Here is a 26,719-nt window from a genome sequence, read left to right as displayed (position 1 = left end):
TGGATGTCGCGAGTTCAAGTCTCGTCAACCGCTCCACTAAGGCCCCGAGGTTCGCCTCGGGGCTTTTTCGTTGTCTCTGGGTTTTTAGTTTTTTGGAGGCGTGGGCAGCGGGTCCTGTGATTTTTCCCGAGGTTGTTGCTTGGGTGGGGTGGCCGCCAGGCTGCTTTGGTTACCTGACGACCTGACTGCCCGGTCATCTGGCTATCGGGAGGCAGTGCAGGAAAAATCTTCAAAAAATTTGGGACACAAAGCGTGCAGAGGAGGGGGGGTAAAACTACTCTCCGAGCCACCTCGGAGCTGCTGTGAAGGGGGAAAATCGGCTCCAAAACCCTCTTTTTGAAGAAATTTAAAAAACTTTTTAACCCCAAAAACCCCGGAAACACGCGGAAGTAGCGGGCATAAAACCGTGAATGTGAGGCGTCTCTCCAGATTTCGGCTTGCACGCCTCCAGAAAGACCCGTATAGTTATTACTCGTTCCGGTGAAAAGCCGAAAGGCGAAAAACGGAACGGTAACTCAATAGAGTAATGGGATATGGTGTAATTGGCAACACGAAGGTTTCTGGTTCCTTTGTTCTAGGTTCGAGTCCTGGTATCCCAGCTAACCTCCTAACGGAGGTTGCGGCCCCATCGTATAGCGGCCTAGTACTCCGCCCTCTCACGGCGGCAACACCGGTTCAAATCCGGTTGGGGTCACACTAGGAAATAAACCCTCAGTCTTCTGGCTGAGGGTTTATTTGTTTATTGGGCAAAACTGAGCCCAGATTCTATGGTGCCGCCGCATACTCCTCGAAAAGCCACAAGTGTTTCGAGAAGCCACCATTTTTGTGGCTTTTCGAAACACAAGTGGCTTCTCGGCGGAAAGGAACGGGAAGAAAAAAAAGGGGAGCGCAAAATTTGACCTTCACGCCAAGCCTCGGTATAGTCTTATCCGTAAGCGTGATTGGCGCAGTGGTAGCGCGCTTCGTTCACACCGAAGAGGTCACTGGTTCGAACCCAGTATCACGCACCAATAACCCCCGTTTCAAGGAACGGGGGTTTTATTATGCCCACCGGTATTTGTGCCCACACGCAGTACAAACCCAGCCGCGGACACAACCACCCGAGAATGAGGTACCCCGTGACAACACCCGAACTCGCCGCAGCCACCGACTACGGACGCATGTACGCGCGCGTCCGCGGAGGAGAACTCCTCGTCCCCTCCATCACCACCGTCATCGGGCAACACGCCAACGACCTCAGCGGCTGGCACGGGTACATGGCCGCCAAAGCCGCCCTCGAAGATCAGCGCGCCTACCGCGCCTCCGGATCCCACGGCCTCAAGTTCGCCATTATCCGCGACGCCGCCAACGCCTCCGAACGATACCGCGACGCAGCCGCCGCCCGAGGCGACCGCGTCCACAACTACGCCGAAAACGTCGCCCTACGCGCCATGGGACGCGAACACAACCTCGACGAAAGCCGCGAACAGCTCATCATGAACGGCGAACAAGCCTACGCCGACCGCTTCGACGAATGGTGGGAAGCCTTCAAGCCCCGCCCCCTCGCCGCCGAAGTCACCATCTGGAACGACACCGTCGGCTACGCGGGAACCCTCGACCTCGTCGCAGAAATCGCAGGCCGAACCTGCATCATCGACTACAAAACCAAAGGCACCGACAAACGCGGCCGCGTCAAAGCACTCGACGAAAAAGTCGTCATGCAGCTCGTAGCCGGACTCAAAGCCGAAGAATCCCTCCTCGACCCCGACGCAGGCACCTGGGAACCCTGGAAATACGGCGACGCACCCGTCCTCATGGGCGTGGCCCTCGGCGAAACGCAGGTGCTGCCGCAGCAAGCAAACCCCGCCGTGCTCGAACGCAACTGGTACAAGTTCTGCGCCCTGCGCCGCGTCTGGGAATTCGACCGCCAGGTTCAAGAATTTGAAGACCCCGCGCTCATGCCCGTAGTGCCGCCACCTGCGGCATAGGCCAGCACCCCCGCCGACTAGAAGACTGGGCGGTATAGGGGAGTAGCGGGTATAGGGGAGAGGCTCAAACCCCCTGAGGAGGTGAGCGCGGGGAGATGAGTGTGGGGAGGTGAGGCTCAGCCCTCACCCTGCCGCCTCCACCCCCAGCGCCTCGATTCGTTCTAGATTCGCGCTACTGAATCGGCGACAATAGAACAATAGGCAGAACGGCGCGCACCCGCTGTGAAGAACCCGCTACTGGGAGAACCCTCCTGCCGAGAGAGCCCGCCAGCGCGGTTTCACCCGGGAGGCTCCACCAGCGCAGTTCTGCCACCATAGTGAAATCCGTAAGCACATTCCCGGCACCTGCCGGCAGAGGAGAACCATGACCATCCTGAGCATCCGCACCGTAGGCGACCCGGTGCTGCGCAGCGTTTGCGACCCCATCACCGTCTTCGACGACGACCTGGCACGACTTATCGACGACATGCTAGAAACCATGTACGACGTGGGCGGCGTGGGCCTTGCCGGCCCGCAGGTTGGCATCTCCAAACAGATCTTCACCTTCGGCGGCATTGACGACCGCGAAGGCTACATCATCAACCCCGTGCTCGAAGTCGGCGAAGAAGACCAGGAAGGCGGCGAAGGCTGCCTGTCCGTGCCCGGTCAGAAGTCCGCGACCCCGCGCAAGAACTGGGCGCGCGTGACCGGCGTGGACCGCCACGGCGAACCCCTCGTGCTGGAGGGTGAGGGCCTGTTCGCGCGCATGCTGCAGCACGAAACCGACCACCTGCACGGCAAGCTGTTCATCGACCGCCTCGTGGGTGAAGACCGCCAGCGCGTGATGCGTGCCCTGCGCGCCGCAGACTACAACACGGTCGCCGCGAAGACCGTGACCGAGCGTGCAACCCGCGTGGGCGGTGCCTTCGGTGGCGGCGGCGCATTCGGTGCCGGTTCTGCTGGTTCATCCTTCGGTAGCTTCGGAAAGTAGGCTCACATGCTCAACATCATTTACGCAGGCACCCCCGACGTTGCCGTGCCCCCGCTCGACTACCTGGCTAACTCCGATAAGGTGCGCGTGGTCGGCGTGCTCACCCGCGAAGACGCCCCCGTGGGCCGCAAGCGCGTGCTCACCCCCTCCCCGGTCGCGCAGCGCGCCGAAGAGCTCGGCCTGCCCATCGTGAAGGCAAACCGCTGGAACGACGAAGCCGCCGCAGCCATCGCCGAACTGAACGCTGACGCAGCCGCCGTGGTCGCCTACGGTGCCCTGCTGCCGCTGCCCGCGCTCGAATCCCTGCGCTACGGCTGGGTCAACCTGCACTTCTCCAAGCTGCCCGCATGGCGCGGCGCCGCCCCCGTGCAGCGCGCCCTCATCGCAGGTGAGCAGGAAATTTTCTCCACCACCTTCCTGCTCGAAGAAGGCCTGGACACCGGCCCCACCTTCGAACAGGAATCCACCCCCGTAGCCGCCGACGACACCGCAGGCACCGTGCTGATGCGCCTCGCAACCAGCGGCGGCGCACTGCTTGAACGCACCTTCGAACGCCTCGAAGCGGGCGAGAACGGCACCGTGCAGATCGAGGACGAATCGGTCAGCTACGCCTCCAAGATGAGCATTGCCGACGGCCGCCTCACCTGGACCGAACCCGCCGAGCAAATCCTGGCACGCTTCCGCGGCGTGACCCCCGAACCCGGTGCATGGTGCGAACTGGGCGAAAACCGCTTCAAGATCGGTGGCCTGGCGGTTGCCGACGAGCGCCTGGTGCAGTCCCTGACCGAGGCGAACGGCGGCCCCCTCGCACCCGGTGCGGTGCGTCTGCACGCAAAGAAGGTACTGGTCGGCACCGGTACCGAACCCCTGATGCTGCTGCAGGTTCAGCCTGCCGGTAAGAAAATGATGGATGCGCCCGCGTGGGCTCGCGGCGCTGGCAAGGACATGGCGGAAGGCCTGGTGGTACTCGCATGAGCAACGAAAAGCGCCCCTACAAGGGAGGACACGGCAAATCCGGTCACGCTGGCAATGGCAAGCCCGGCAACGGCAAGTTCAGCCAGGGTAGCGGTCAGGGTAAGTTCAACCAGGGCGGCGGCCAGGGCGGCGCGAAGCGTAAGCGTCGCCGCCGCTCCGGCTCGGGTAATGGCTCGGGTGCAGGCGAGCAGAACCGCCAGCAGAAGTGGGATAACAACTCCCGCGGCGACAAGAAGCGCTTCGAGCCGCGCGGCGAAAATCGTCATGAGAACCGCGCAGAATCCCGCACCGGCCGCCGCTTTGACGGCCTGACCAGCGTCGAACGCGCCGCACGCCGCGCCAAGACCGAACACGACGACACCAAACGCGGTGGCGGCGGCACCTCCCAGCGCAATAAGAGCGGCCACGAACGCAACCGCCGCTCCATGTCCGCCCGCGAATTCTCCGCGGCGGCACCCTCCGCACGCTCGCGTACCGCAGACACCGCACGCGCAACCGTCTTCGACGTACTGCGCTCCGTGGCGGAATCTGACGCCTACGCGAACCTTGTGCTGCCCAAGGCGATCCGTAGCCACCGCCTCGACCACCGCGACGCAGGCTTCGCCACCGAGCTGACCTACGGCACGCTACGCCACCAGGGCACCTACGACGCAATCCTCAGCCGCTGCGTAGACCGCCCCATCGAGAAGGTCGGCACCACCACCCTGATCGTGTTGCGCATGGGCGTGCACCAGTTGCTGAACATGCGCGTTCCCGCCCACGCGGCGCTGAACCAGAGCGTGTCCCTGGCACGCGAAAAGATCGGTGCGGGCCCGGCAAGCTTCATCAACGCGGTGCTGCGCCGCGTCTCCGAGCGCACCCCCGAAGAGTGGTACGAACTCATCATCGAGGACGCGAAGGACGACACTGAGCGCATGGCGCTACTCGCCTCGCACCCCGCCTGGATTGTGCGTTCCATGCGTCAGGCACTCGTCGCGCACGGCCGCCCCGCCTCCGAAATTGAGCAGCTGCTCGAAGCGGACAACCTCGCCCCCGTGGTGAACCTGGTGGCACTGCCCGGCCTGGGCAGCCTCGACGAGGCACGCGAACAGGGAGCAGTCGACGGCGAGCTGGTTGAGGGCTCGGCGCTGTACACCTCCGGTGACTTGGCACGCCTGGAATCCGTACGTGAAGGCACCGTCCGTGCCCAGGATGCCGGCTCCCAGCTGGTAGCACGCGCGCTCGCCGCAGCACCCCTGGACGGCACCGACACCGCCTGGCTCGACCTGTGCGCGGGCCCCGGCGGTAAGGCGGCACTCCTCGGCGCGCTCGGTATTCAGCGCGGCGCATCCCTGGTCGCCAACGAGGCGGCACCGCACCGAGCCCAGCTCGTGGAATCCTCCATGCGCCCCCTGCCCGAGGACAGCTACACGGTACTCACCGGCGACGGCCGCCAGATCCGCGAGACCCTGCGCAAGAACGCCTCCAGCCTGCCCGGATCCATTGAACCCGGTCAGCTTTTCGACCGCGTGATGGTGGATGTGCCCTGCTCCGGTCTGGGTGCCCTGCGCCGCCGCCCCGAGGCGCGTTGGCGCAAGTCCCCGCGCGATATTGCCGAGCTGCTGCCCCTGCAACGTCAGCTCCTGGATGCGGCCATTGAGGCGACCCGCCCCGGTGGCGTCATCGCCTACGTGACCTGCTCCCCGCACGCGGCAGAAACCCAGAACATTGTGGCTGAGGTGCTCGAAAGCGGCGCGGTCAGCCTGCTCGACTCCGCCGCCGCACTGCGTGAAGTCGCCCTGCACACCGAAGGCGCGAACGGCGAACCCGTGAGCGTGCTGGCGGGGGAGAAGAACCCCGGCCACACCCCCGAGATCAAGGTGAAGAAGGGCGCGCCGGTTGTGAAGGCTTCGGAGAACCCGACCACCGCGCAGCTGTGGCCGCACGTGCACGGAACCGACGCCATGTTCCTCGCCCTGCTGCGTAAGAACTAGCCGCTTCACCGCCTAGCATCATTCGCCATACGGCACGGATTTGAAAGGAACCCCATGGGTATTGCCATTAACCCCTCGATTCTCTCGGCGGATTTCGCGAATCTGCAGCGCGAGCTGGAGCGCATTTCCACCGCAGACGCCGCGCATATTGACGTGATGGACAACCACTTCGTCCCCAACCTCACCTGGGGCCCGCCGGTGGTCAAGCGTCTGCGCGAAATCTCCCCGGTGCCGTTCGACGTGCACCTGATGATTGAGGACGCCGACCGTTGGGCACCCGAATACGCCAGCATGGGCTGCGAATCGGTGACCTTCCACGCGGAGGCGGCTATCGCCCCCATCAAGCTGGCGCGCACCTTGCGTGCTGAGGGTGCGAAGGCGGGTATGGCGCTGCGCCCGGCAACCGCTGTGGAACCCTACCTGGACATGCTCAGCGAACTGGACATGCTGCTAATCATGACCGTGGAACCCGGCTTCGGCGGCCAGGCGTTCCTGGACGTGACCCTGCCGAAGATCGCCCGCGCCGCCAAGGCGATTGAGGGTGCGAACCTGCCGGTGACCGTGCAGGTGGATGGCGGCATCACCGAAGAGACCATCCTGCGTGCCGCGGATGCGGGCGCAACCTGCTTCGTTGCCGGTAGCTCGGTCTACGGTGTGGACGAGGCGCTCGGCGGTCCGGAGGCGGCAATCGCCTCCCTGCGTGCGGCGGCCGCATCGGTCAAGCGTTCCGGCGCCGGTTGCGGCTGCTAGCGGTGCTTGCCGGTAACGGTGCTTGCTTGTAACGGTGCCCCGCATCGATGACACCCCCGCGTCTATAAAACCTCAACGCCCCGTTGTGAAGTCTGCGCCCCGTCGCGGCTCTTCGCGGCGGGGCGTTTTGCGTGCCAGGCGTTCTCAACCACCGCAGATTTATAGCAAGGTAATAGCAGGGGATAGACCCCCATTTAAGTGACGTAGTGTCAGCAAGACTATGACAAAGCGTGAAATACGTTACCCCGCGCAATTCCGCGGCAAAACCGGGCATTCCTGCGGTCGGAGAATCCAAGCTGAACCCGCCTTGATGTAACACTCAGATATCTGTAAGGTTAGGTATAGTTTAGTCATATCTAGGGGGAACTATGTCTTTCAACCGAACCGAGCTGACCGACGCCGAAAACCACGGCGCATCGGGCGTTAACCGCCGCGCATTCTTCGGCCTGGCGCTCGCCTCCTCGGCTGCTCTCGCCCTCGCGGCATGCAGCAGCGAGACCACCACGACCACCACTTCCGGCGGTTCCACCTCCGGTGGCAACAGCGGTACCCGCACCATCAAGGACATTGACGACGAGAATGTAGAAGTTCCCGCCAACCCGCAGAAGGTTATCGTCCTCTCTGAACCCACCCTCGACGGCCTGCTCGCCCTCGGCGTGACCCCCGTCGGTTCCGTCTCCGGTCGCGGCCAGTCCGGCGTGCCCAACTACCTTGCCGACCGCGCCAAGGGCGTGCAGATTATCGGCACCGTCGCCCAGGTCAACTACGAGCAGATCGGCAACCTTGATCCCGACCTGATTCTGGTCGACTCCACCGGCGTGGACAAGCGCTCCGAGGCCTTCGAAACCCTCAAGAAGATCGCTCCCGTCGTCTACTGCGGCTACGCGGGCGGCGACTGGCGCATCAACTTCCGCAACGTCGCCAACGCTATGAACATGGTCGACAAGGGCGAAGAAGTCATCAAGGCATACGAGTCAAGCGCCGCAACGTTGAAGGATCAGCTCGCCCCCAAGTACGGCGACAAGACCTTCTCCATCGTCCGCTGGGCAGGCAACGGCCCCGCCCTCATCCTCAAGGAACTGCCCGCCGGTCAGGTGCTCAACGACCTGGGCCTCAAGCGCCCCGAGGCGCAGGACCGCAACGGCCAGGGCCACTCCGAACCGGTCTCTCTGGAGAACCTGGCAACCATCGACGCGGACTACATGTTCCTCGGCACCCTCGGCGGCGCAAGCCAGAAGAACCCGAACGCACAGGGTACCGCAGGTCTGCAGGGCGCCGAAGAAGCACTGAATAAGGCGAAGGAAACCTCCGGCTTCACCAACCTGAAGGCAGTCAAGGACGACCACGTGATTCTCGTGGACGGCTCCAAGTGGACCTCCACCGGCGGCCCGCTGCTGCTCGAGGGCATTATCGAAGACGTCAAGAAGGCGCTTCCGCTCTAAACGCCCCGCTCTAAATACCCTGTGAAGCAATCACCCGCTGAAGCTTCCGCCACCCTTCCCGCCGCGACCTAAAAACCGCGGTGGGAAGGGGATGCACGACCCACCACACCATCCTCAAGGACCACAATGACCGAAACTCGACCCGTGCGCACCGCAGCCCGCTACGGTGCCGTCGTGGCTCTCGCCGGCGCGCTCATCACCCCCGGAGCAGCGCTGACCGGCACTACCATCGCATTCGCGGATACTCCCGCCACCACCCAGCAGGCTGATAAGGCTACCGTGACCATCTCCACCGAGAAGTGGCGCGAAGGCAAGCTCGTGTTGCGCGGAACCGGCTTTACCAGCACCGCTCCCGGTCGCGGCGCCGTGTTCGCGGTGAAGTTCCTCGACGCCCTGCCGGATGAGGCTCACCAGGCGATTAACCCGCTCACCAAGAAGGGCGGCAACTCGCCCGCGAACTTCATGGCAACCGCGAACGAGGACGGCACCTTCGAGGTTGTAGTGTCCCTGCCGACCCCCGAAAACACCGGTCTGACCGCTGAACATCTGAAGACCAAGGGTTGGACCGTGGAGGGTACCAGTCACCGTATTCAGGTGCTTTCCGGTTCCCTGGGCGGTGTGGATGCGGACGGCAACACCTACGACCGTCGTGCATCTGTGTCGCAGAATATTACGCTGAGCGATCCGGAGCCGAGCCCCGCACCGACCGCAGAGCCTTCTGCGACGGCTGAGCCTACCGCTGAGCCCAGCGCAACTGCCGAGCCTACCGCTGCTCCCTCTGCTACCGCTGAGCCTTCTGCGACTGCCGAGCCTACCGCGGAGCCGAGCGCAACCGCAGAACCCACCCCCGCACCGACCGCAGAGCCCACCGCTGACCCGAAGCCCGCTGAACCCAAGCCTGCTGACCCCAAGCCCGCTGACCCGAAGCCTGCTGACCCCAAGCCCGCGAACCCGGTAAAGGCGAATGTCACCATCTCCACCGAAAAGTGGCGCGAAGGCAAGATTGTGGTGCGCGGTGAAGGCTTCGTAAGTAATGCTCCCGGTCGCGGCGCCATATTTGCGGTCAAATTCCTGGATGCCGTCCCCGATAATGCGCACCAGGCCATTAACCCCCTGACCAAGAAGGGCGGCAACTCGCCCGCAAACTTCATGGCAATCGCCAATGAAGACGGCACCTTCGAGGTTGAGGTTCCCCTGCCCACCACCGAAAACACCGGCTTGAGCGCTGAAGATTTGGCTAAGGCAGGCTGGGCTACCGAAAATTCCGAGCACAACGTGCAGATCCTCTCCGGTTCCCTGGGCGGAGCAGATGAGCAGGGTAAAAACTACGACCGCGGCGTGTCTATTCGACAGAAGATTAAGCTCAGCGACAAGGCTCCGGAGTACGCCCCCATTGACGCACCCGAGCCGGTCAACGCCTCCGAACTGACCGCGGGTAATGGCGTGCAGGTGAGCCGTGACGGTTCCACCGTGACCGTGACCGTGCCGAACGCTGAACCGGGCACTTGGGTGTACGCCGCGACCTACCTCGGCAACTCCCCGCAGACCCTCTACGGCTCCGGCTGGAAGCGTCTGGATAACAACCGCAGCTTCAGCTACGAAACCACCGTGAGTATGCCCGCCGCCACCTACCGTGTGGTCGTGCACAACGGCAACCAGGGCGCTGAAAATGCGGTGCTCGGTTTTGCTGACATGACCGTGGAACGTGCCGTTACCCCTCGTCAGGAAGTTTCCCGCGATGAGCAGGACGCCACCGACCAGCAGGTCGAAGAGCTGAACGAGAACCCCGCAACCGCAACCTCCACGGCACCTGTGCCCATGCGTAACGCAGGCGGTCGCATCAGCACCCGCGCCACCGACGTAGACGCATCCCTCGCCGCCCTCTCGCAGAGCACCGCTCCGGTCGTGAACCGCGTGCAGGCTAAGGCGAAGGTTCAGAACGCGCAGAAGTCCCTGGCTACCAGCTTGCAGAAGACCGAAGCCAACGCGAAGAAGGCTGCGAAGGCAGCCGCTGGTTCGCAGAACTCGCAGAACTCGCAGAACACGCAGGGTTCGCAGAACTCCGCCGCTGGCACCAAGGCACAGGGTCCGGTCATTGAGGGTACTGAGCTGACCGGTCTGACCAAGTGGCTGGTCAACAACGCCAATAACCTGCTGCTCTCGGCGGCTGGCCTGGTGGTTTTGGCTGCGGCTCTGCTGCTGCGCACCTCCAAGAAGTAAGCTCTCTCAAGAAGTAAGCTCTGACCACACATTCATATCGGCACCGGCTCACGCCCCCCACTCTTGGCCCCGCACCCTTGAACAGGGGCGTGGGCCGGATGCCCCACTAACCACTCGGGTCGCAACCTACTGAACTGCACCGACCTACTGAACTGCACTGGCACGAACCCGGTAGCGTTCAGTGTCGACCCCGGTAATTTTGAAAGGACCACCATGCGTGCACCTTTTTCGGGAGCCCCGAAGGCATCCCTGACCTCTAAGGCGCTGACCGCCTGCGCTGCCGCAACCCTGGCGCTGGGCTTGGGTGTTGGCACTGCATCCGCTCTGCCTCCGGGCGGTGCAAAGGCATCGACCCCCGGCACCTCTTCGACCGTTTCCTCTTCTGTGAGCGAGCACGGCGTGATTTCCTTTAGCGTGAGCGGCTTCCCCGCGAATACTGTGGTGTCCGTGAAGGTGGACGACGGTAACCTGTGCCCCTCCGACGCGGCTCAGGGCGCTTGCGTGGTGCACCAGCAGAAGACCGATGGTAACGGTAACGTCTCCGGTTCCTTCATTCTGCCGGATGTTGGCGCTGGCACCCACACCCTGCGTTTCCTTGCAACTGGTGAGAAGCGTGACAAGGACGGCAAGTACCTGGGTACCGAGGCGTACAGCAACCGCAGCCCCGAGTTCACCGTGGTGGGTGAGGGCGGTTCGGATAATTCCTCCTCGAACTCTTCGGGTTCTTCCTCGAACCGCGGCTCTTCCAGCTCGAAGAGCAACGGTGGTTCCTCGAACGGCGGCTCGAACTCTAACAACTCAGACTCTGCAGACGAGGCTCAGGGCTCTAACGATTCCAACGAGTCCTCGTCCAATGGCGGCTCGACCGGTTCCTCGAATGGTTCTGCAGGCGGCGCGGCTGAGGCTGAGACCGTGTACACCGACGCTGACGGCAACACCATCACCAAGGAGGAGTACGACCGTCTGAACGCGGCAGCTGACTCTTCCGATACTTCCGGTACCTCTGGCTCTTCCGCTGCGCCTGCTGCTTCGGCTTCTGCAAATGCCCAGAAGAAGGCGACCGCTTCGGCGAGCGCATCTTCTTCGGCTGTTGCACGCGGTACCGCGTCGAGCCCGAGCGCTTCGGCTTCGAACTCCGCTAACACCGCATCCACTGTTCAGACCGTGACTTACGGTGCTGCGTTCCCGTGGATTGGCGTGGTGGTTCTGGGCGTAAGCATTGTGGGTGCCGCTGCACTGCTGCTGACCCGTAAGCGCTAAGACTTAACGTCGGATGCGGGTGGGGGAGTAACCCGCCCGCTCCGGCGTTTCTCTCATTATCTACCGGTGTGCCGGGTGCCCCTCGTGTGGTGTGGGTGCGCCGGGTATGCCTCCCCGTTTTCTTGTATCGAGCATAAGGAGCATAGTGGCCTTCACGAGCTCATTGTCCCGAGATGTTCAGCAGGAGAGTACGTCCCGTCAGGGTTCTGTGATTCAGGGGCAGAAGTTGGGTAAGCGCCTGGCTTTTCTGTTCTTGTTTGCGGTGCTTTTGGTGGGGGCTGTGGCTGCTTCTTTGCTGTTCGGGTCGAATAATCTTCCGCCGGATCAGGTTCTGGCTGTTTTCAATGGCACTGCTTCTGAGCAGGCGCAGACGATTGTGATGGAGCAGCGCATTCCGCGTACCTTGGTGGGTCTTGCGGCGGGTGCGGCGTTGGCGGTTGCCGGTTCTTTGATGCAGTCGTTGACTCGTAACCCGCTGGCTGAGCCCGGCCTGATGGGTGTGAATGCCGGTGCTGCGGTGGCTGTGATTGCTTCCGTGGTGGTTTTTGGCGTGATGGGTATTTGGCAGTACATGGTTGCTGCGACGATTGGTGGCGCGTTGGCTGCGGTGCTGGTGTACACGCTGGGTCGTGGTCGTGACGGGTCGATTGTGAAGCTCGCTCTGGCGGGTGTGGCGATTTCTGCGGCGCTGTCGGCGATTGCACAGGGCCTGATTTTGGCTGATCAGGATGCATATAACGAGTTCCGTGTGTGGGTTGCCGGTTCGCTGGAGGGCCGCGGTATGGATATCGCGTCGACGGTGGGTCCGGTGATTCTGCTGGGTATGCTGGTGGCGTTCTTTGTGGCTCCTGCGATTAATGCTCTGAGTATGGGCGAGGAGGCGGCGACCAGCCTCGGCGTGAGTGTGCGTACGACCCAGAATTTGACGTTGCTGGCGGTGACGGTGCTTGCCGGTGCGGCGACTGCTGCGGTGGGTCCGATTGGTTTTGTGGGTTTGGCGGTGCCGTTTGTGGTGCGTGCCCTACTCGGTAATGATGTGCGCTGGGTGAATTATGGTTCGGCGCTGTTGGGTCCGGTGTGGCTGCTGTGTGCTGACGTGTTGGCGCGTGTGCTGGTGGCTCCGCAGGAGACTCAGGTGGGTATTGTGGCGACTCTTGCCGGTGCCCCGGTGTTCTTGTTCTTGATGACTCGTCGTAAGGTGGAGGCTCTCTAATGTCGAATTCTTCCGCTGTTTCGACGGCGACCGTCACCACTGCAGCTAATCGTTCTGCGCGTCGTAGCGGCCGCGATTTGGGTGGCCGCCCGGTGTTGACTGTGCGCGGTCCGCTGAGTGCTCAGGTGCCGTGGCGTGTGCTGATTTTGAATGTGGCGTTGGTGGTGCTGATTGCGGCGCTGGCGTTTTGGGGCATGTTGCAGGGTGATTATAAGATCGCCCCGGAGAAGCTGATCCCGGCGCTGCTGGGTGAGGGCAAGCAGATTACGGTGACTTTCGCTCAGCAGCGTGCGGCGCGTATTGTGGCGGCGCTTCTGGTGGGTGCGGCGCTTGGTCTCTCGGGTGCGATTTTCCAGGTGATTTCGGGTAATGCCCTGGGTTCGCCGGATATTATCGGCTTCACGAATGGTGCTGCGACCGGTGCGCTGTTACAGATTATTGTCTTCAATTCCGGCCCCGTTGAGGTTGCTCTGGGCGCTGTGATTGGTGGCTTGGCGACTTCGGTGCTGGTGTGGTTGTTGACGCGCCGTACGGGCCTGCATGGCTTCCGCCTGGTGCTGGTCGGTATTGGTGTGGGTTCGACCCTGGCGGCGTTCAATGCGCTGCTGGTGGTGCGTGCTTCGCTGACTCAGGCGCAGACCGCGGCGTCTTGGCTTGCCGGTTCGCTCAATGACATCACGTGGGAGCGCACCTACGCGCTGATGGGTCTGCTGCTCGTGGTGACTCCGCTGCTGCTGATGCTGGTCCGCCCGCTGGGCGCGATTCGTTTTGGTGACCAGGTGGCATCCGGTTTGGGTGTGAGCGTGAATGCGTACCGTGTGGCGGCTCTGTTTATCGGTGTGCTTCTGGTTTCGCTGGCGACCGCGACGACCGGCCCGATTGCCTTTGTTGCTTTGGCGGCACCGCACATCGCGAAGACCCTCTCCCGCAGCGGCGGGGTGGGCTTCACCTCCGCGGCACTCATGGGCGCGCTCATGGTGCTCGGCTCTGACCTGATTGGCCGATTCGCCGTTCCCGGACGCATCATTCAGGTGGGCGTGGTGACCGGCGCGATTGGCGGCCTGTACCTGATCTACCTGATTTACCTCGAAAGGAAGAAGAGCTAGTGAACACTAGTGTGACGACCCGCCTTGAAGGCGAGAACATGGTGGTTGCCTACGGTGAGCATACGGTGCTCAACGGGGTAGATTTTCAGGTGCCGGAGGGGGAGCTGACCGTTATCCTGGGCCCGAACGCCTGCGGCAAGTCGACCACCCTGAAGGCTCTTGCCCGCGTGAACCCGCTCAAGGAGGGTGAGGTTCGCCTGGACGGCACCCCGCTGCCGCAGATGAAGTCCCGCGCTATCGCAAAGATTCTGGCGATGCTGCCGCAGACCCCGGAGGCGCCCAGCGGCGTGACCGTGGCGGATGTGGTGGCTCGCGGCCGCTACCCGCACCAGTCGCTGCTGCGCTCCTGGTCTGATGAGGACGAGCAAGCTTGCGTGGAGGCGATGCAGGCGGCGAACGTGCTGGAGCTTGCGGAACGTCCCATTGAGGCGCTGTCCGGCGGTCAGCGTCAGCGTGTGTGGATTGCCATGACCCTGGCGCAGCAGACCCCGCTGATTCTGCTGGATGAGCCGACCACCTACCTGGACATCACGCACCAGATTGAGGTGCTGAACCTGACGAAGAAGTTGCACTCCGAAGGTCGAACGGTAGCCGTGGTGTTGCATGACCTGAACCTTGCTTTCAGGTATGCTACTCATGTTGTGTTAATGAAGCAGGGTCGGATTATCGCTCAGGGCGATCCGCGTGCGATAATTACACCGGAACTTATTCAGGAAGTTTTTGACCTGCAATCGGTCATTATTCCTGATCCATGCACTGGTACCCCTTTGGTTATTCCGAAGGAGAACCAAACAATTCATATTGCCGCTGACGCTATTTCGGCGGCCCGCGAAAGCAAATAAGTTTTCGCCCCTAAGCCGCGTGGGAGTTTGCGCCACCTGTCTCAGTACGGGTGGAAAAGCTCGGCATTGCGCCAAGCAGCGAACGTTAGGATCTGAGGGACCCAGGATCCCCTGCGCGTAGGGCGCCTACCCGGTGCTCGCCCGTCTTTGACGCATGAACGGAAACGAGCACTGGGTAGGTTCCATTTTGGGAACCCGCAGATGAGGCACCGAGACTGCCGCATGAGACCTTGAGAGTTGCGACTTGAGAGGTTTGATGCACGGTCTCGGTGCCTCATCTCATTTAACCGCCCGGTTTGTGTCGCTTATCCGTGCCGCCTATTCGTACAGCCTATTCTGGGTGCCCCAATTTTCGACCCCATTTTTTTTGGGGGGGGGGGGAGAGAGGCGAGAAAAATGCCCGCGCTCGCTGTCATCTTGTCATGTTTTGGTTCTTTCGCTTTTCCCTTTGGCTAGAGTTTGGGTAAGGGATACCATAGAGTGAGGTAGTAGAGGCTAACTAACGATAATGCGCCTCCTCACCGATTCTCACCGATTGAGTGTTTCCACAGACCAAGGAGGAACCGTTGGGCGAGCACGAACCCACCGCGACCGTTCCCGCACAGGCTACTTCTGTGCAGACTGCCCCTGCGCAGCCGCGTACCGTTGCGCCGGCTGTGCGCCCGACCCCTCCCAAGACTCCGCGCCCCGTACCGGCACCGCGCGTGGACAGCCCCCTCATCAGCGCCCTCATCGCCGAGGCGGTCAGCCCCGAAGAGCTGAACGCCCGCATCGTTGAGGTCGTCTCCGAGGGCACCCCGATTATTGAGCCGGTACACCGCGAAGACGGCAGCATCAGCGAGAACGAGCGCATCGTCACCTTCCTCTACCACAATGAGCAGGCGGAGCAGGTGCTCATGTTCATCAACCGCCTGACCGATGAGAAGAACCTCGACCGTTCCCTCATGACCCGCATTGAGGGTACCGCCTGGTGGCAGCTGAGCATGCAGATGGAAACCACCTGGCGTGCCTCCTACAACTTCCTGCCGGCGCTGCCCGGCGAGCGCCCCGCCTGGCTGGGTGACGACGACCAGGTGCGCCTGCGCGCCGCCCTGGACTCCGGCGAGGGCGACCCGCTGAACCCCGAGACCGTGTGCAACCGTATTGGTCGTTGCATGGGTGTGGTGCAGCTTGAGCACGCGCCGGTGCAGGAGTTCATCCTGACTCAGGAAGAGATTGACGCGCTGCCCGCCCCCGAGTGGATGCAGACCTCTGACGGTCACCAGTACGTGCTTGGCCGCGTGGGTGACCCCGCCCCGGATGCGCCGCTGTTCGTGCAGTTCGACGGTGAGATGTGGTTCAGCCAGGGCATGGAGCAGACCCTCAACCGTGCCCATGAGGCGGGCCGTATTCCGGCGATGCATGTGTTCTTCCTTCACTCTGGCGGTCGTGAAAACCGTTGGAAGGAACTGAACGGTGACAACCCGATTGCCGACTACCTGGTGGAGATTGCCTTCCCGCACCTGGAGGCGGTGCACGGCATTAAGACCGACCCGCAGAACATTGTGATTAACGGTCAGTCGCTGGGTGGCCTGTCCTCCCTGCTGGCGGTGCTGAGCCGTCCGGAGGCGTTTGGCGGCGCGATTGCGCAGTCTTCGTCGCTGTGGCAGCCGCAGGTAATGGACCGCCTAGACGAGCTGGAGGCGGCGGGCGAGATTGATCGTCTGCGCCACCTGTACCTTGAGATTGAGGTGGGGGAGCAGGAATGGATTCTGGTGCCGCCTCACCGTGAGTTGAAGGCGCGCCTGGAGAAGCTGGGTTTGGAGAACGCACGCTGCACGACCTTCAATGGTGGTCATGATTATGCGTGCTGGCGCGGCGCGATTGTGCCGGCGCTGGAGCGCATGATTGCTTCTTGCCGTCAGGATGCTGACGCTGAGCGGGGCTCCGCGGAGGAGCAGCGAGATGCCGCCTAAGCTTCTACGGGGTGGGTCCCCGCTGGAGCCGCCCCGCATGGTGGGCGTGCTGGGTTCCCGTTAGGGTAAACACCGCCTCGCCCGTATCCTAGAGAAGTACAGCCTAAGAGAAGTGCAACACTACCGCGCCGCGAGGGGTACTAAGAAGGTACCCGGCGTAGGGTGCGCACCCGCCCTCATTGACGAGATGGCATCACGCTGCGAACACAACGTGAGCGCTATAGAAATCGCAAACGACACAGAAATCGAGAGAAGATGACCGTAGAACGTAGCCCCCTGGCCCCCACGCCGCTCATCCCCGAGTCTTTTGCCGCGAAGTACCGCGAAGCCGGCTACTGGATTGACCAGACCATCCCCGAGTTCCTGCTCGATGCCTGCCGCGCGAAGCCGCACTTCCCGGCGCTGGTGGCAATCTCGCACGCGCAGCTCGATGAGGACGGCAAGCCCCAGCAGATTCGCCTCTCCTACGGTGAGCTGGAGGCGGCAGGTCGTGCCGCTGCGGCGCGCCTCGTTCAGGCTGGCGTGCAGCCCGGTGACCGCGTGCTGCTGCAGCTGGGTAACACCGCCGAGTACCTGGTGTACCTGCTGGGTATTTTCTGGGCGGCTGCGCTGCCGGTGTTCTGCCTGCCGCAGCACCGCACCACCGAGCTCGTGCACTTTGCGACCCGCACCGACGCTGCGGCGCACGTGTTCTCTTCGCTGACCCCGGGCGCAGATTTCACCGCCCTGCACGAGGACGTTGCCGCCGAGCTGCGCAAGAACTCCCTGGAGCCGCCGGTCGCTATTGACGTTGCGGAGCCGCTGACCCCGCTGACCGAAGAGGAACTCGCTGAAGAGTTCGTGCCCGGCGTCATTCAGAACACCGAGAACCTGCGCGCGAGCGAGCAGGTGGCGTTCCTGCAGCTCTCCGGCGGTACGACCGGCATTTCGAAGCTGATTCCTCGCACCCACGCCGCCTACCTGTACTCGGTGCGCGGCTCGGTCGATATCTGCAAGCTGAACAACAACACGACCATGCTCGTGGTGCTGCCCGCCGCGCACAACTTCACGATGAGCTCGCCCGGTATCCTGGGCGTCATGTGCGCCTCCGGAAAGCTGGTGTTTGCGGCGGATCCGTCCCCGCAGACCGCGTTCCACCTCATTGAGATGGAGGGTGTGACCACCTCCGCGCTGGTGCCTCCGCTGGCTCAGGCGTGGGTCGCCTCCGCGGAGAAGCGCGGCGTGTCCCTGCCGTCCCTGCAGACCCTGCAGGTGGGCGGTTCGAAGCTGGCTCCGGCGGTTGCGGGCAAGATTGAGTCGGTGCTCGGCTGCACCGTTCAGCAGGTGTTCGGCATGGCTGAGGGCCTGGTGAACTACACCCGCTCGACCGACATGATTGAGCTGCGCCTGAGGACCCAGGGCTACCCGATCAGCCCCGACGACGAAATTCTGATTGTTGATGATCAGGACCAGCCGGTGAAGCGCGGCGAGAGCGGTCACCTGCTCACCCGCGGCCCGTACACGATTCGCGGCTACTACCTGGAGGAGAACGCGAACCGTTACGGCTTCACCGAGGACGGCTTCTACCGCACCGGCGACATTGTGCGACTGGTTGCAGGCAAGTACCTTGAGGTGACCGGCCGCGCGAAGGACCAGATTAACCGCAACGGCGAGAAGATTGCCGTGGACGAAATCGAAGAGCTGGCGCTGACCCACCCCGACGTTTTTGACGCCGTGGTTCTGGGTATCCCGGATGAGACTGTGGGCGAGCGCGTGGGCCTGGTCATTGTGCCGAAGGAAGGCGCTGACCTGGGCGAAAACCCGCGCCGCACGATGCACGAGTTCTTCACCTCGAAGAAGCTCGCCGACTTCAAGATCCCGGAGCGCGTGCAGGTTCTGCAGGAGCTGCCCACCACGAACGTGGGTAAGATTTCCCGCCGCGAACTGCGCGCCAAGCTTGCCGAAATTTTCGGCTAAACCCTTTGAGCTGACCATTTTCGGCTAAACCGTACGCCCTTATTCCTACCCCTATTGAGGAGAAAAATGTCCGCATTTGAGACCCTGCGCCCCATCATGGAGAAGTACATCGTCGAGCCCGACTCCCTGCAGATCGCTTTTGACGAGCCGACCACCGACCTGTTCTCCCTAGGCATGGACTCTATGGGCGCATTCGCCCTGCTCGACGACCTTGCCGCTGAGGGCGCCGTGATTGAGTTTACCGAGCTGGTGGAGAACCCGACCGTGGAGTTCATCGCCTCCCGCCTGGGCTAAGCGTTACCGCACCCCGAGTGCCCGCCTGCCGCGAATGCAGACGGGTGCCCGGGGTGTTTGCTACTCGCCTCGTTTTTTTCTGTGCGCCGGTTTTGCGCCGTGTTGTGTAGCTGCGTTTGCACTTGTCAGCGCACTTCTGTTAGTGCACTTCTGCCAGCGCGAAACGGCGGGGGAGTAGCCCGACCCTTCACACACACCTCATCCCTAATCCAGATCCCTGATCCAGACCTTGAGAGAGGCCACCATGGGCGTAGCTGATACTACCGCACCCGCTAGCTTCGGGACTGCTTCCGACCTTCGCACCGCCGCGACTCACCCCGCATCGCACAGCGCTGACAGCCCCTGGCTGCCGCTGACCACCAATGCACGCGGCATCTATTTTGCCGCCGCAATTGACCCGGAAAACCCCTGCTACAACACCGCGGAGGTTCTGCAATGCCCCGCGGACACCGACCTCACCCTGCTGCGTGAGGCTTTTGAACAGCTCTACCGCGAGAACGAGGGCTTCCGCGTGCGCACCCGCATTGCCGATGGTGCCGCTTCCCAGCAGATTCTGACCGAGGAGGCGTTCCTTGCGGGTATTGACCTGCTCGTAGATGAGGGGGAGCTGGACGGGGGCGAACTGGAAGAGAGCGAACTGAGCGGCACCGCGAAGGCGGGGGAGGAGAACGCCTCTGACCTGCCCGAATCAGCCCTGCCTGACTCTGATTTGCCCGCGCCGGTACGCGCCTGGGCGCAGCGCCTGCTCGCCCAGCCCCTTACCACCGATGAGGGCGTGACCGTGCGCAGCGCAGTGGCGCGTTACGGCGGGTTCCTCTGGGTGTACCATTCCTTCTCCCACGTGGTTGCCGACGGATTCGCGGCGTTCAACGGCCTCTCCCGCGTGGCGGCGATATACCGCGCCCTGTCCGCCGGTCAGCCGGTTCCGGCAACCCGCCGCATGAGCCTGCAGCAGCTGCTCGATGCCGACGATGCCGCCTCCACCGCCCGTGAAGAAGACGTCGCCTTCTGGGAGGCGAGCGGCGCCCTGGAGCAGGAAGACACCTCCCTGGCGGGTCGTACCGCCTCCCCGTCGGCGCAGTCTGTGCGCCTGGCGTTCAGCATTGATGTGCCCACCCAGCAGGCCCTGCTGGATGCGGCAAAGCAGCACGCCGTCTCCTGGCCCGTGTTGGCGACCGCCGCCGTCGGCTCGTACCTGGCGCGTGTGGGCGGCTACCCGCAGGCTTCGTTCGGCGTGCCGCAGATGAACCGCATGTTCGCCCGCACTCTGCCGGAGGCGACCCGCGCCCTGGGCACGGTGAGCGCTCAGACCGGCTGTACCGCGGTGAACGTGCTGCCGGTGCAGGTCGCGGCGACCGGTTCCATCGCGGAGTCCCTGCACTCGGTGAAGGAGCAGTATGCGCGCAACGCTGAGCACCCGCTGGCTCGTCAGGAAGACCTGGAACGTACCGCACGTAACGCCCAGTCCAGGCTTTTTGGTGCGCAGATTAACGTGGTGCCCTTCGACGCGGTGCTGCCGCTGGCGGCCCCCTCCAAGGGCGGGTCCGGAGCCGCGGTACCGACCGCGCGCATTCACAATATCTCTGCCGGTCCCGTTGCCGACGCGACCTTCACCCTGCGCGGCATGCCCGGCCGCGGCAACAGCATCTCCTGCGAGATTGACATGAACCCGGCGCTCTACACCGCTAAGGAGCTGGAACATCACGCCGCCCGCCTGAGCGAGTGGCTGCCCGCCTACGCGGCGGAGGCGCAGCGCGAGGGCGCCTCCCTGAACAACCTGGGTCTGGCGACCGAGGCAGAACTGGCAACCCTGCGCGAGCTGACCGCCCCGGCGCGCACCGAGCACCCGCTGGAGTACAAGACCCTGCTGGATCGTTTCCGTGACGCGGTGGCGGCGCATCCGCAGGCGCTCGCCGTGCTGGATTCCGCCCCCGCGCCCGGCGAGGTGCTCACCCCCGAGTCGGAACGCGCCTACGCCTTCGACCGCGCCCTCACCTATGCCGAACTGGACGAGCGCGCCCGTGCGCTTGCCGCGCAGCTGCTGGACTGGGGTGTTCGCCCTTCCGACGCGGTGGGTCTGCGTGTGCACCGCGGCGCCGAGCAGTATGTGGCGCTGTACGCCCTGCTGTACGCTGGCGCCACCTACGTGCCGGTGCTTCCTGATCTGCCCGCCGAGCGTGTGGGGGTGATGATGGAGGACGCCGAATGTTCCCTGCTGCTGCACGGCCCCGGTCTGCAGCCGCTGAGCGCGGAAGAGCTGAACCCCCAGGAGCCGCAGCGTCACGCAAACCTGCCCCAGCACACCCTACCGCAGCTGACCATCGAGGAAGCTGTACAGGCACCCGCCGCAGAGGAGCTTCCGGGCACGAAAACCGGCCTGGACGAGGACGCTTACGTGCTCTTCACCTCCGGCTCCACGGGCAGGCCTAAGGGCGTTGCCATCAGCCACCGCGCGATTGATAACCGCCTGCGCTGGCAGCAGCACCAGATTCCGGTGGGGGAGGGCGACCGCGTTCTGCACAAGACCCCCATCTCCTTTGACGTGCACGTGTGGGAGCTGTACTGGCCTCTCGCCGAGGGTGCCGCCGTGGTCATTGCCGCCCCGGATGGTCACCGCGACCCCGCCTACCTGGCGAGCGTGTTTGCCGAGCAGTCCGTCACGGCGGTGCACTTTGTGCCGACCATGCTGTCGGCGCTGACCTCTTCGCCGGCGGCGCGCCGCATCCTGGCGGAGGCTGGCTTCGGCAGGGATCGAGAGCAGCCCCTGCGCTATGTGGTCTGCTCGGGTGAGGCGCTGCAGAAGGACCAGGTGCAGGCTGCGGGCGAGGTTCTGGGCGTGTACCCGCTGAACCTGTACGGCCCGACCGAGGCGGCGGTGGATGTCACCTTCTGGGAGACGTCCGCCGACCCGCAGCGCGAGAGCGTGCCCATTGGTGAGCCGGTCTGGAACACCGGAACCCTGATTCTTGACCCGACCGGCCACCCCGTGCCGCTGGGCGTGACGGGCGAACTGCACCTGTCGGGCGTGCAGCTGGCGCGCGGCTACAAGAACAACCCACAGGCGACCGCGGCGGCTTTTGTGGAGCAGGCTCCTGCTGGCGCGCTCGCGCTGCTGAACGGTGAGAGTCAGCGCCTGTACCGTACGGGCGATTTGGCATGCTGGGAGATTCTTCCCGATGGTCGCGCCGTCATTGGCTACCGCGGCCGCACGGATTATCAGATTAAGGTGCGCGGTCAGCGCCTGGAGCTGGGCGATATTGAGATGGCTCTTGCCGCGGTTGAGGGCGTGAGCGCTTCGGTGGCTCTGCTGTACCGCGGTCTGCGTGAGCCTGCCCTGGCGGCGGTGCTGGAGGTCGGCGATGTGCCCGCTGAGCGTGCCGAGCAGCTGGTGGAGGCGGCGCGTGAGCATTGTGCGCAGGTTCTGCCGGACTACATGGTTCCGACTCTGTGGCACACTCTGCCTGCGTTGCCGGTGAGCCCCTCCGGCAAGGCTGATCGCAAGCTGTTGGCGTCCCTGGACCTGACTCCGCAGACTGCTGATACTGAGGGCCCGCACGGTCTGCTGGAGCAGCAGCTGTGCTCGATTATTGCGGGCGTGCTGGGTCGTGAGCGTTTCGGCGTGGATGAGGATTTCTTCGCTTCGGGCGGTCATTCGCTGGCGGCTCTTGAGGTGATTGCCGCGGTTGAGGAGCAGCTGGGTCTGAGCGTGAGCATCGGTGCGCTTTTTGCGCATCCGACCGTGCAGGCTTTGGCGGCGTCCATTGCGGGCGAGCGTGGCGAGGGTGCGGAGTTCGCGCCGGTTCTGCCGCTGCGTGAGCACATTTTGACTCAGCGCGAACACGTTGTGACTCAGCGTGAGCAGCCCGTTGTCCCGGATACTACCGAGGCCCCCGCGCCGCTGTTTATCCTGCCGCCTGCGGGTGGTTTGGGCTGGTGCTATGCGGGGTACCTTTCGCATCTTCCGGCTCAGCAGGGTGTGTATGCTGTGCAGGCTGAGGCGTTCTCTGACCCGCAGGCTGGGTTTGCGTCGAGCCTGCAGGAGTTGGCTGAGGGCTACCTGGCACAGATTGAGAAGACCCTGGCGGAGCGTTCGCTGCCGCGTCGTTTTGCCCTGATGGGCTGGTCTGTGGGCGGTACTGCCGCGGTGCAGGTTGCGGCGTTGGCGCAGGCTGCGGGTGCGCAGGTTGAGCGTGTCATCCTGTTGGATGCGTATCCTTCGGAGCAGTGGCAGGGCGTGCCTGCGCCGGATGAGCAGGAGAGCTTCCGTGCGCTGCTGCGTATGGGCGGTTTGCCGGAGCCTGCGGCTGGTGAGCAGCTTGACCTGCCGGGTACCCTGGAACGCCTGCAGAGGGCAGGCTCGGCGATGGGTTACCTACCGGAGGAGAAGTTGGGCGTGTGCTTGGGTAGTATGCGTGCTTCGGCGGCGTTGATGCGTGGTGCTGAGCAGGCGTTCTTTGATGGTGACGTGTTGCTGGTGGGTGTGCCGCATGAGGATCAGCCGTACCTGGATGCGGCGGGTTGGGCGGCGCATGCGTCGTCGTTCCGTTCGGTGCTGCTGGAGGGTACGCACCCTGATTTGGTGAATCCGGCGCGTTTGGCGGAGGTGACCGGCCACTTCGCCGGCTAGACGCACCAGGCAACCAAAACTCCGGTCACGTCTGATTTATTACATGAGAAACGCATAGTCAACGAGCATATCGACAGGAATCAGCTCGGGTATCCTGCACCCCTTCACAGTTAAAACACGAATGCCCCCGGTTGATGAATCATCAACCGGGGGCATCGTTTAGCTTCTAACGCAGAACCGGGGTTCTACCGCTAAATGCTTAGTGCTGCTCCAGCTCGGAGTTAGCGTTCACGTTGAGCAGGTCGTACTTAGCGAATGCCTTCGCGGGAACGTCTGCTGCAACCTCGCCGCGCTTTGCCAGCATCTGCAGGGTGCGGACAACAACCGACTCTGCATCGATGTGGAAGAAGCGACGTGCACCCGGGCGGGTGTCTGCGAAGCCGAAGCCGTCAGCACCCAGGGTTGCGAAGTCGTTCGGAACGAACTGGCGGATCTGGTCGGGAACATCCGAAGCGAAGTCGGTGGTCGCGACGATCGGGCCAGCAGCGCCTGCCAGCTTCTGGGTCACGTAAGGAACGCGAGCGGGCTGGTTCGGGTTCAGCAGAGCCTCTTCCTCAGCGGCAATGCCGTCGCGGCGCAGCTCGGTCCACGAGGTGACAGACCAGACGTCTGCGGAGACGCCCCAGTCCTCAGCCAGCAGCTTCTGAGCCTTCTCAGCCCACGGAACAGCAACGCCGGATGCCAGCAGCTGTGCCTTGGGGCCGGAGGTCAGCGGGGACTCGCTGATCTTGTGGATACCCTTGATGATGCCCTCAACGTCAACGTTTGCCGGCTCAGCAGGCTGGTGAATCGGCTCGTTGTACACGGTCAGGTAGTACATGACGTTGTGGTCTTCGTCCTTGGTACCGTACATCTGCTCGATACCGCGCTCCACGATGTGAGCGATCTCGTAGCCGTAAGCCGGGTCGTAGATCTTGAACGCCGGGTTGGTGGACGCCAGAATCGGGGAGTGGCCGTCGTTGTGCTGCAGACCCTCACCGGACAGGGTGGTACGACCTGCGGTTGCACCGATGACGAAGCCGCGGCACAGCTGGTCGGCAGCAGCCCAGAAGCCGTCGCCAGTGCGCTGGAAGCCGAACATCGAGTAGAAGATGTAAATCGGGATCATCGGCTCGCCGTGGGTGTCGTAGGAGGAGCCCAGTGCGATGAACGCAGCGGTTGCGCCTGCCTCGTTAATACCCACGTGAACGATCTGGCCCTCGGGGGACTCGGTGTAGGTGAGCATGAGCTGGTGGTCAACGGGCACGTAGTTCTGGCCGTTGGGGTTGTACAGCTTAGCCGAGGGGAAGAAGGAGTCCATACCGAAGGTACGTGCCTCATCGGGGGTGATGGGAGCGATACGGTGACCGAAGCCCTTCACGCGCATGAGGTCCTTCATCAGGCGGACGAACGCCATGGTGGTAGCAGCGGTCTGCTTGCCGGAGCCCTTCTTGGTCTGTGCGTAGACCTTGGACTCGGGCAGGATAATCTCAGGCTGGGTGTTTGCACGGCCGGGGATGTAACCGCCGAGTTCCTTGCGGCGTGCCTGCATGTACTGCAGTGCCGGGTGGTTTGCCTCGGGCAGGTAGTACGGCGGGTTGTACAGATCCTTCTCCAGCTCCTCGTCGGAGATGGGGATGTTCAGGTGGTCACGGAAGCCCTTCAGTGCTTCCATGGTGAACTTCTTGATCTGGTGGGTGGAGTTACGTGCCTCGAAGTAGGGGCCGAGCTCCGCACCCTTAATGGACTGTGCCAGGATGACGGTGGGCTTGCCCTTGGTCTCCATAGCTTCCTTGTAGGCTGCGTAGAGCTTCTTGTCGTCGTGGCCACCCAGGCGCAGGTTGAAGATCTGCTCGTCGGTCAGGTCTGCAACGAGTTCCTTGGTCTCGGGGTACTTGCCGAAGAAGTGCTCGCGGATGTAGCCACCGTCTTCGCCACGGAAGGTCTGGTAGTCACCGTCGAGGGTCTCGTTCATCAGCTGGATGAGCTTGCCGCTCTTGTCCTTCTTGAGCAGCTCGTCGTAGTCGGAGCCCCACAGGACCTTGATGACGTGCCAGCCTGCGCCGCGGAAGAATGCCTCGAGCTCCTGAACGATCTTGCCGTTACCACGAACGGGGCCGTCCAGACGCTGCAGGTTGCAGTTGACGACGAAGGTCAGGTTGTCCAGGTGCTCGTTTGCAGCCAGCTGCAGTGCACCACGCGACTCGGGCTCGTCCATCTCGCCGTCGCCCAGGAATGCCCAGACGTGCTGCTCGGAGGTGTCCTTGATCTTGTGGTTGTGCAGGTACTTGTTGAAGGATGCCTGGTGGATAGCGTTCAGGGGGCCCAGACCCATGGAAACGGTCGGGAACTGCCAGAACTCGGGCATGCAACGGGGGTGCGGGTACGAAGGAATACCGTTTGCGCCCTTGGTCTTCTCCTGGCGGAAGCCGTCCATCTGCTCTTCGGTCAGGACGCCTTCAACGAATGCGCGGGAGTAGACACCGGGGGAGGAGTGACCCTGGAAGAAGACCTGGTCACCGCCACCGGGGTGGTTACGGCCGCGGAAGAAGTGGTTCTGGCCCATTTCGTAGAGGTCAGCCACACCTGCGAAGGTGGAGATGTGACCGCCAACGCCGATGCCCTTCTTCTGGGCACGCTGAACCATAATTGCTGCGTTCCAACGAATCCATGCGCGGTACTGGCGCTCGAGTTCCTCATCACCGGGGTACTCGGGCTGCTGGTCGGCGGGGATGGTGTTGATGTAGTCGGTCTTGACCAGAGTCGGGACCTTTACACCCTTTGCGCCAGCCTCCTTGAGCAGTGCGCGAAGGATGTACTCTGCACGCTCGGTGCCGTGAGTCTTGATAAGGTCCTCGAGGGACTCGGCCCACTCCTGGGTCTCTTCTACGTCGATGTCCTTGAAGCCATCGAGAAGGGTGCTCAGGGAGTGCTCGTTCGGTACGTTAGCCAAACTAATCCAACCTCTCTTCTGTGCGGTTGTGAGATCGCCCGCCCCGCGATGTTGCGTTGTCGAACAATCTTTGTGTTTAAGCGCTATAGGTCCGTAAGACCCACATCGCTTCTTATCTCTACTATCTTAGACCTAAAGCTGGGGCTCTTGGTCTCAAATGAGGGTTTTTGTGGTGTGGGTTTCGTATTGTGACTATCTGAGTGGGAAAAATACGCATCAAAAGTACTAGTTAGGGTC

The 26,719-nt window shown here is 63.0% G+C and carries 16 protein-coding genes and 3 tRNA genes; 18 read left to right on the top strand and 1 reads right to left on the bottom strand.

Annotated elements, in window-relative coordinates; all coding sequences use genetic code 11:
* Positions 1–527 precede the first annotated feature (527 nt).
* The 18 genes from HMPREF2879_RS02630 (at position 528) to HMPREF2879_RS02545 (ending at position 23,550) form a co-directional block, all read left to right on the top strand.
* Positions 528–599: transfer RNA gene (locus HMPREF2879_RS02630), tRNA-Gln, on the top strand.
* A gap of 22 nt (positions 600–621) precedes the next feature.
* Positions 622–694, top strand: a tRNA-Glu gene (locus tag HMPREF2879_RS02625).
* 241 nt (positions 695–935) lie between these two features.
* Positions 936–1,010, top strand: a tRNA-Val gene (locus tag HMPREF2879_RS02620).
* Between the two features lie 108 nt (positions 1,011–1,118).
* The gene (locus HMPREF2879_RS02615; protein WP_070506391.1) at positions 1,119–1,967 is read left to right on the top strand and encodes a PD-(D/E)XK nuclease family protein; all 849 of its coding nucleotides are present in this window, start codon (positions 1,119–1,121) and stop codon (positions 1,965–1,967) included.
* A gap of 364 nt (positions 1,968–2,331) precedes the next feature.
* Complete coding sequence (gene def, locus HMPREF2879_RS02610) at positions 2,332–2,937, top strand: peptide deformylase (RefSeq protein WP_070506019.1); 606 nt, start codon at positions 2,332–2,334, stop codon at positions 2,935–2,937.
* 6 nt (positions 2,938–2,943) lie between these two features.
* Complete coding sequence (gene fmt / locus HMPREF2879_RS02605; RefSeq protein ID WP_070593438.1) at positions 2,944–3,912, top strand: methionyl-tRNA formyltransferase; 969 nt, start codon at positions 2,944–2,946, stop codon at positions 3,910–3,912.
* On the top strand, positions 3,909–5,885 hold the full coding sequence (locus HMPREF2879_RS02600) for an RsmB/NOP family class I SAM-dependent RNA methyltransferase (protein ID WP_070634756.1): 1,977 nt from the start codon (positions 3,909–3,911) through the stop codon (positions 5,883–5,885). The genes fmt and HMPREF2879_RS02600 overlap by 4 nt, the downstream gene beginning before the upstream one ends.
* A gap of 54 nt (positions 5,886–5,939) precedes the next feature.
* Positions 5,940–6,635, top strand: coding sequence for a ribulose-phosphate 3-epimerase (gene rpe, locus HMPREF2879_RS02595; RefSeq protein WP_070634755.1), 696 nt, complete (start codon positions 5,940–5,942; stop codon positions 6,633–6,635).
* Between the two features lie 368 nt (positions 6,636–7,003).
* On the top strand, positions 7,004–8,077 hold the full coding sequence (locus HMPREF2879_RS02590) for an ABC transporter substrate-binding protein (protein WP_070634754.1): 1,074 nt from the start codon (positions 7,004–7,006) through the stop codon (positions 8,075–8,077).
* Between the two features lie 126 nt (positions 8,078–8,203).
* Complete coding sequence (locus HMPREF2879_RS02585; RefSeq protein WP_070634753.1) at positions 8,204–10,297, top strand: peptidase; 2,094 nt, start codon at positions 8,204–8,206, stop codon at positions 10,295–10,297.
* 213 nt (positions 10,298–10,510) lie between these two features.
* Positions 10,511–11,557, top strand: a complete 1,047-nt coding sequence (locus HMPREF2879_RS02580) for a plasmid partitioning protein (RefSeq protein ID WP_070634752.1) — start codon at positions 10,511–10,513, stop codon at positions 11,555–11,557.
* A gap of 145 nt (positions 11,558–11,702) precedes the next feature.
* Positions 11,703–12,770, top strand: coding sequence for a FecCD family ABC transporter permease (locus HMPREF2879_RS02575; protein ID WP_080974537.1), 1,068 nt, complete (start codon positions 11,703–11,705; stop codon positions 12,768–12,770).
* Positions 12,770–13,876, top strand: coding sequence for a FecCD family ABC transporter permease (locus tag HMPREF2879_RS02570; protein ID WP_070605456.1), 1,107 nt, complete (start codon positions 12,770–12,772; stop codon positions 13,874–13,876). Before HMPREF2879_RS02575 ends, HMPREF2879_RS02570 begins: the two co-directional genes overlap by 1 nt.
* Positions 13,876–14,718, top strand: a complete 843-nt coding sequence (locus HMPREF2879_RS02565) for an ABC transporter ATP-binding protein (protein ID WP_070634751.1) — start codon at positions 13,876–13,878, stop codon at positions 14,716–14,718. The genes HMPREF2879_RS02570 and HMPREF2879_RS02565 overlap by 1 nt, the downstream gene beginning before the upstream one ends.
* Before the next feature lie 566 nt (positions 14,719–15,284).
* Complete coding sequence (locus HMPREF2879_RS02560) at positions 15,285–16,673, top strand: enterochelin esterase domain-containing protein (RefSeq protein ID WP_070634750.1); 1,389 nt, start codon at positions 15,285–15,287, stop codon at positions 16,671–16,673.
* 255 nt (positions 16,674–16,928) lie between these two features.
* Entirely contained in the window at positions 16,929–18,629 is a 1,701-nt protein-coding gene (locus HMPREF2879_RS02555; RefSeq protein ID WP_070634749.1) for a (2,3-dihydroxybenzoyl)adenylate synthase, read from the top strand.
* A 66-nt stretch (positions 18,630–18,695) separates the two neighbouring features.
* Positions 18,696–18,923 (top strand): phosphopantetheine-binding protein, encoded by a 228-nt coding sequence (locus HMPREF2879_RS02550; RefSeq protein WP_070634748.1) that lies wholly within the window; start codon positions 18,696–18,698, stop codon positions 18,921–18,923.
* A gap of 244 nt (positions 18,924–19,167) precedes the next feature.
* Positions 19,168–23,550, top strand: a complete 4,383-nt coding sequence (locus HMPREF2879_RS02545; protein ID WP_210399473.1) for a non-ribosomal peptide synthetase — start codon at positions 19,168–19,170, stop codon at positions 23,548–23,550.
* A 199-nt stretch (positions 23,551–23,749) separates the two neighbouring features.
* Here the strand turns inward: HMPREF2879_RS02545 and aceE are convergent, their stop codons facing one another.
* Positions 23,750–26,482: a pyruvate dehydrogenase (acetyl-transferring), homodimeric type gene (gene aceE, locus HMPREF2879_RS02540; protein ID WP_070634747.1), complete on the bottom strand. Its 2,733-nt coding sequence runs from the start codon at positions 26,480–26,482 to the stop codon at positions 23,750–23,752.
* Positions 26,483–26,719 lie beyond the last annotated feature (237 nt).

It is taken from the genome of Rothia sp. HMSC069C04 (genome assembly GCF_001812895.1).
Taxonomy (GTDB): domain Bacteria; phylum Actinomycetota; class Actinomycetes; order Actinomycetales; family Micrococcaceae; genus Rothia.
The sequence above is the reverse complement of the archived record's forward strand: the minus strand, read 5'-3'. Positions and strand labels throughout refer to the sequence as shown.

Excerpts from the sequence above, each read along its gene's own strand:
- HMPREF2879_RS02580 (WP_070634752.1), top strand. The coding sequence starts at position 10,511 with ATGCGTGCACCTTTTTCGGGAGCCCCGAAGGCATCCCTGACCTCTAAG.
- HMPREF2879_RS02555 (WP_070634749.1), top strand. The coding sequence starts at position 16,929 with ATGACCGTAGAACGTAGCCCCCTGGCCCCCACGCCGCTCATCCCCGAG.
- fmt (WP_070593438.1), top strand. The coding sequence starts at position 2,944 with ATGCTCAACATCATTTACGCAGGCACCCCCGACGTTGCCGTGCCCCCG.
- HMPREF2879_RS02585 (WP_070634753.1), top strand. The coding sequence starts at position 8,204 with ATGACCGAAACTCGACCCGTGCGCACCGCAGCCCGCTACGGTGCCGTC.
- def (WP_070506019.1), top strand. The coding sequence starts at position 2,332 with ATGACCATCCTGAGCATCCGCACCGTAGGCGACCCGGTGCTGCGCAGC.
- HMPREF2879_RS02545 (WP_210399473.1), top strand. The coding sequence starts at position 19,168 with ATGGGCGTAGCTGATACTACCGCACCCGCTAGCTTCGGGACTGCTTCC.
- HMPREF2879_RS02590 (WP_070634754.1), top strand. The coding sequence starts at position 7,004 with ATGTCTTTCAACCGAACCGAGCTGACCGACGCCGAAAACCACGGCGCA.
- HMPREF2879_RS02550 (WP_070634748.1), top strand. The coding sequence starts at position 18,696 with ATGTCCGCATTTGAGACCCTGCGCCCCATCATGGAGAAGTACATCGTC.
- rpe (WP_070634755.1), top strand. The coding sequence starts at position 5,940 with ATGGGTATTGCCATTAACCCCTCGATTCTCTCGGCGGATTTCGCGAAT.
- HMPREF2879_RS02570 (WP_070605456.1), top strand. The coding sequence starts at position 12,770 with ATGTCGAATTCTTCCGCTGTTTCGACGGCGACCGTCACCACTGCAGCT.
- HMPREF2879_RS02600 (WP_070634756.1), top strand. The coding sequence starts at position 3,909 with ATGAGCAACGAAAAGCGCCCCTACAAGGGAGGACACGGCAAATCCGGT.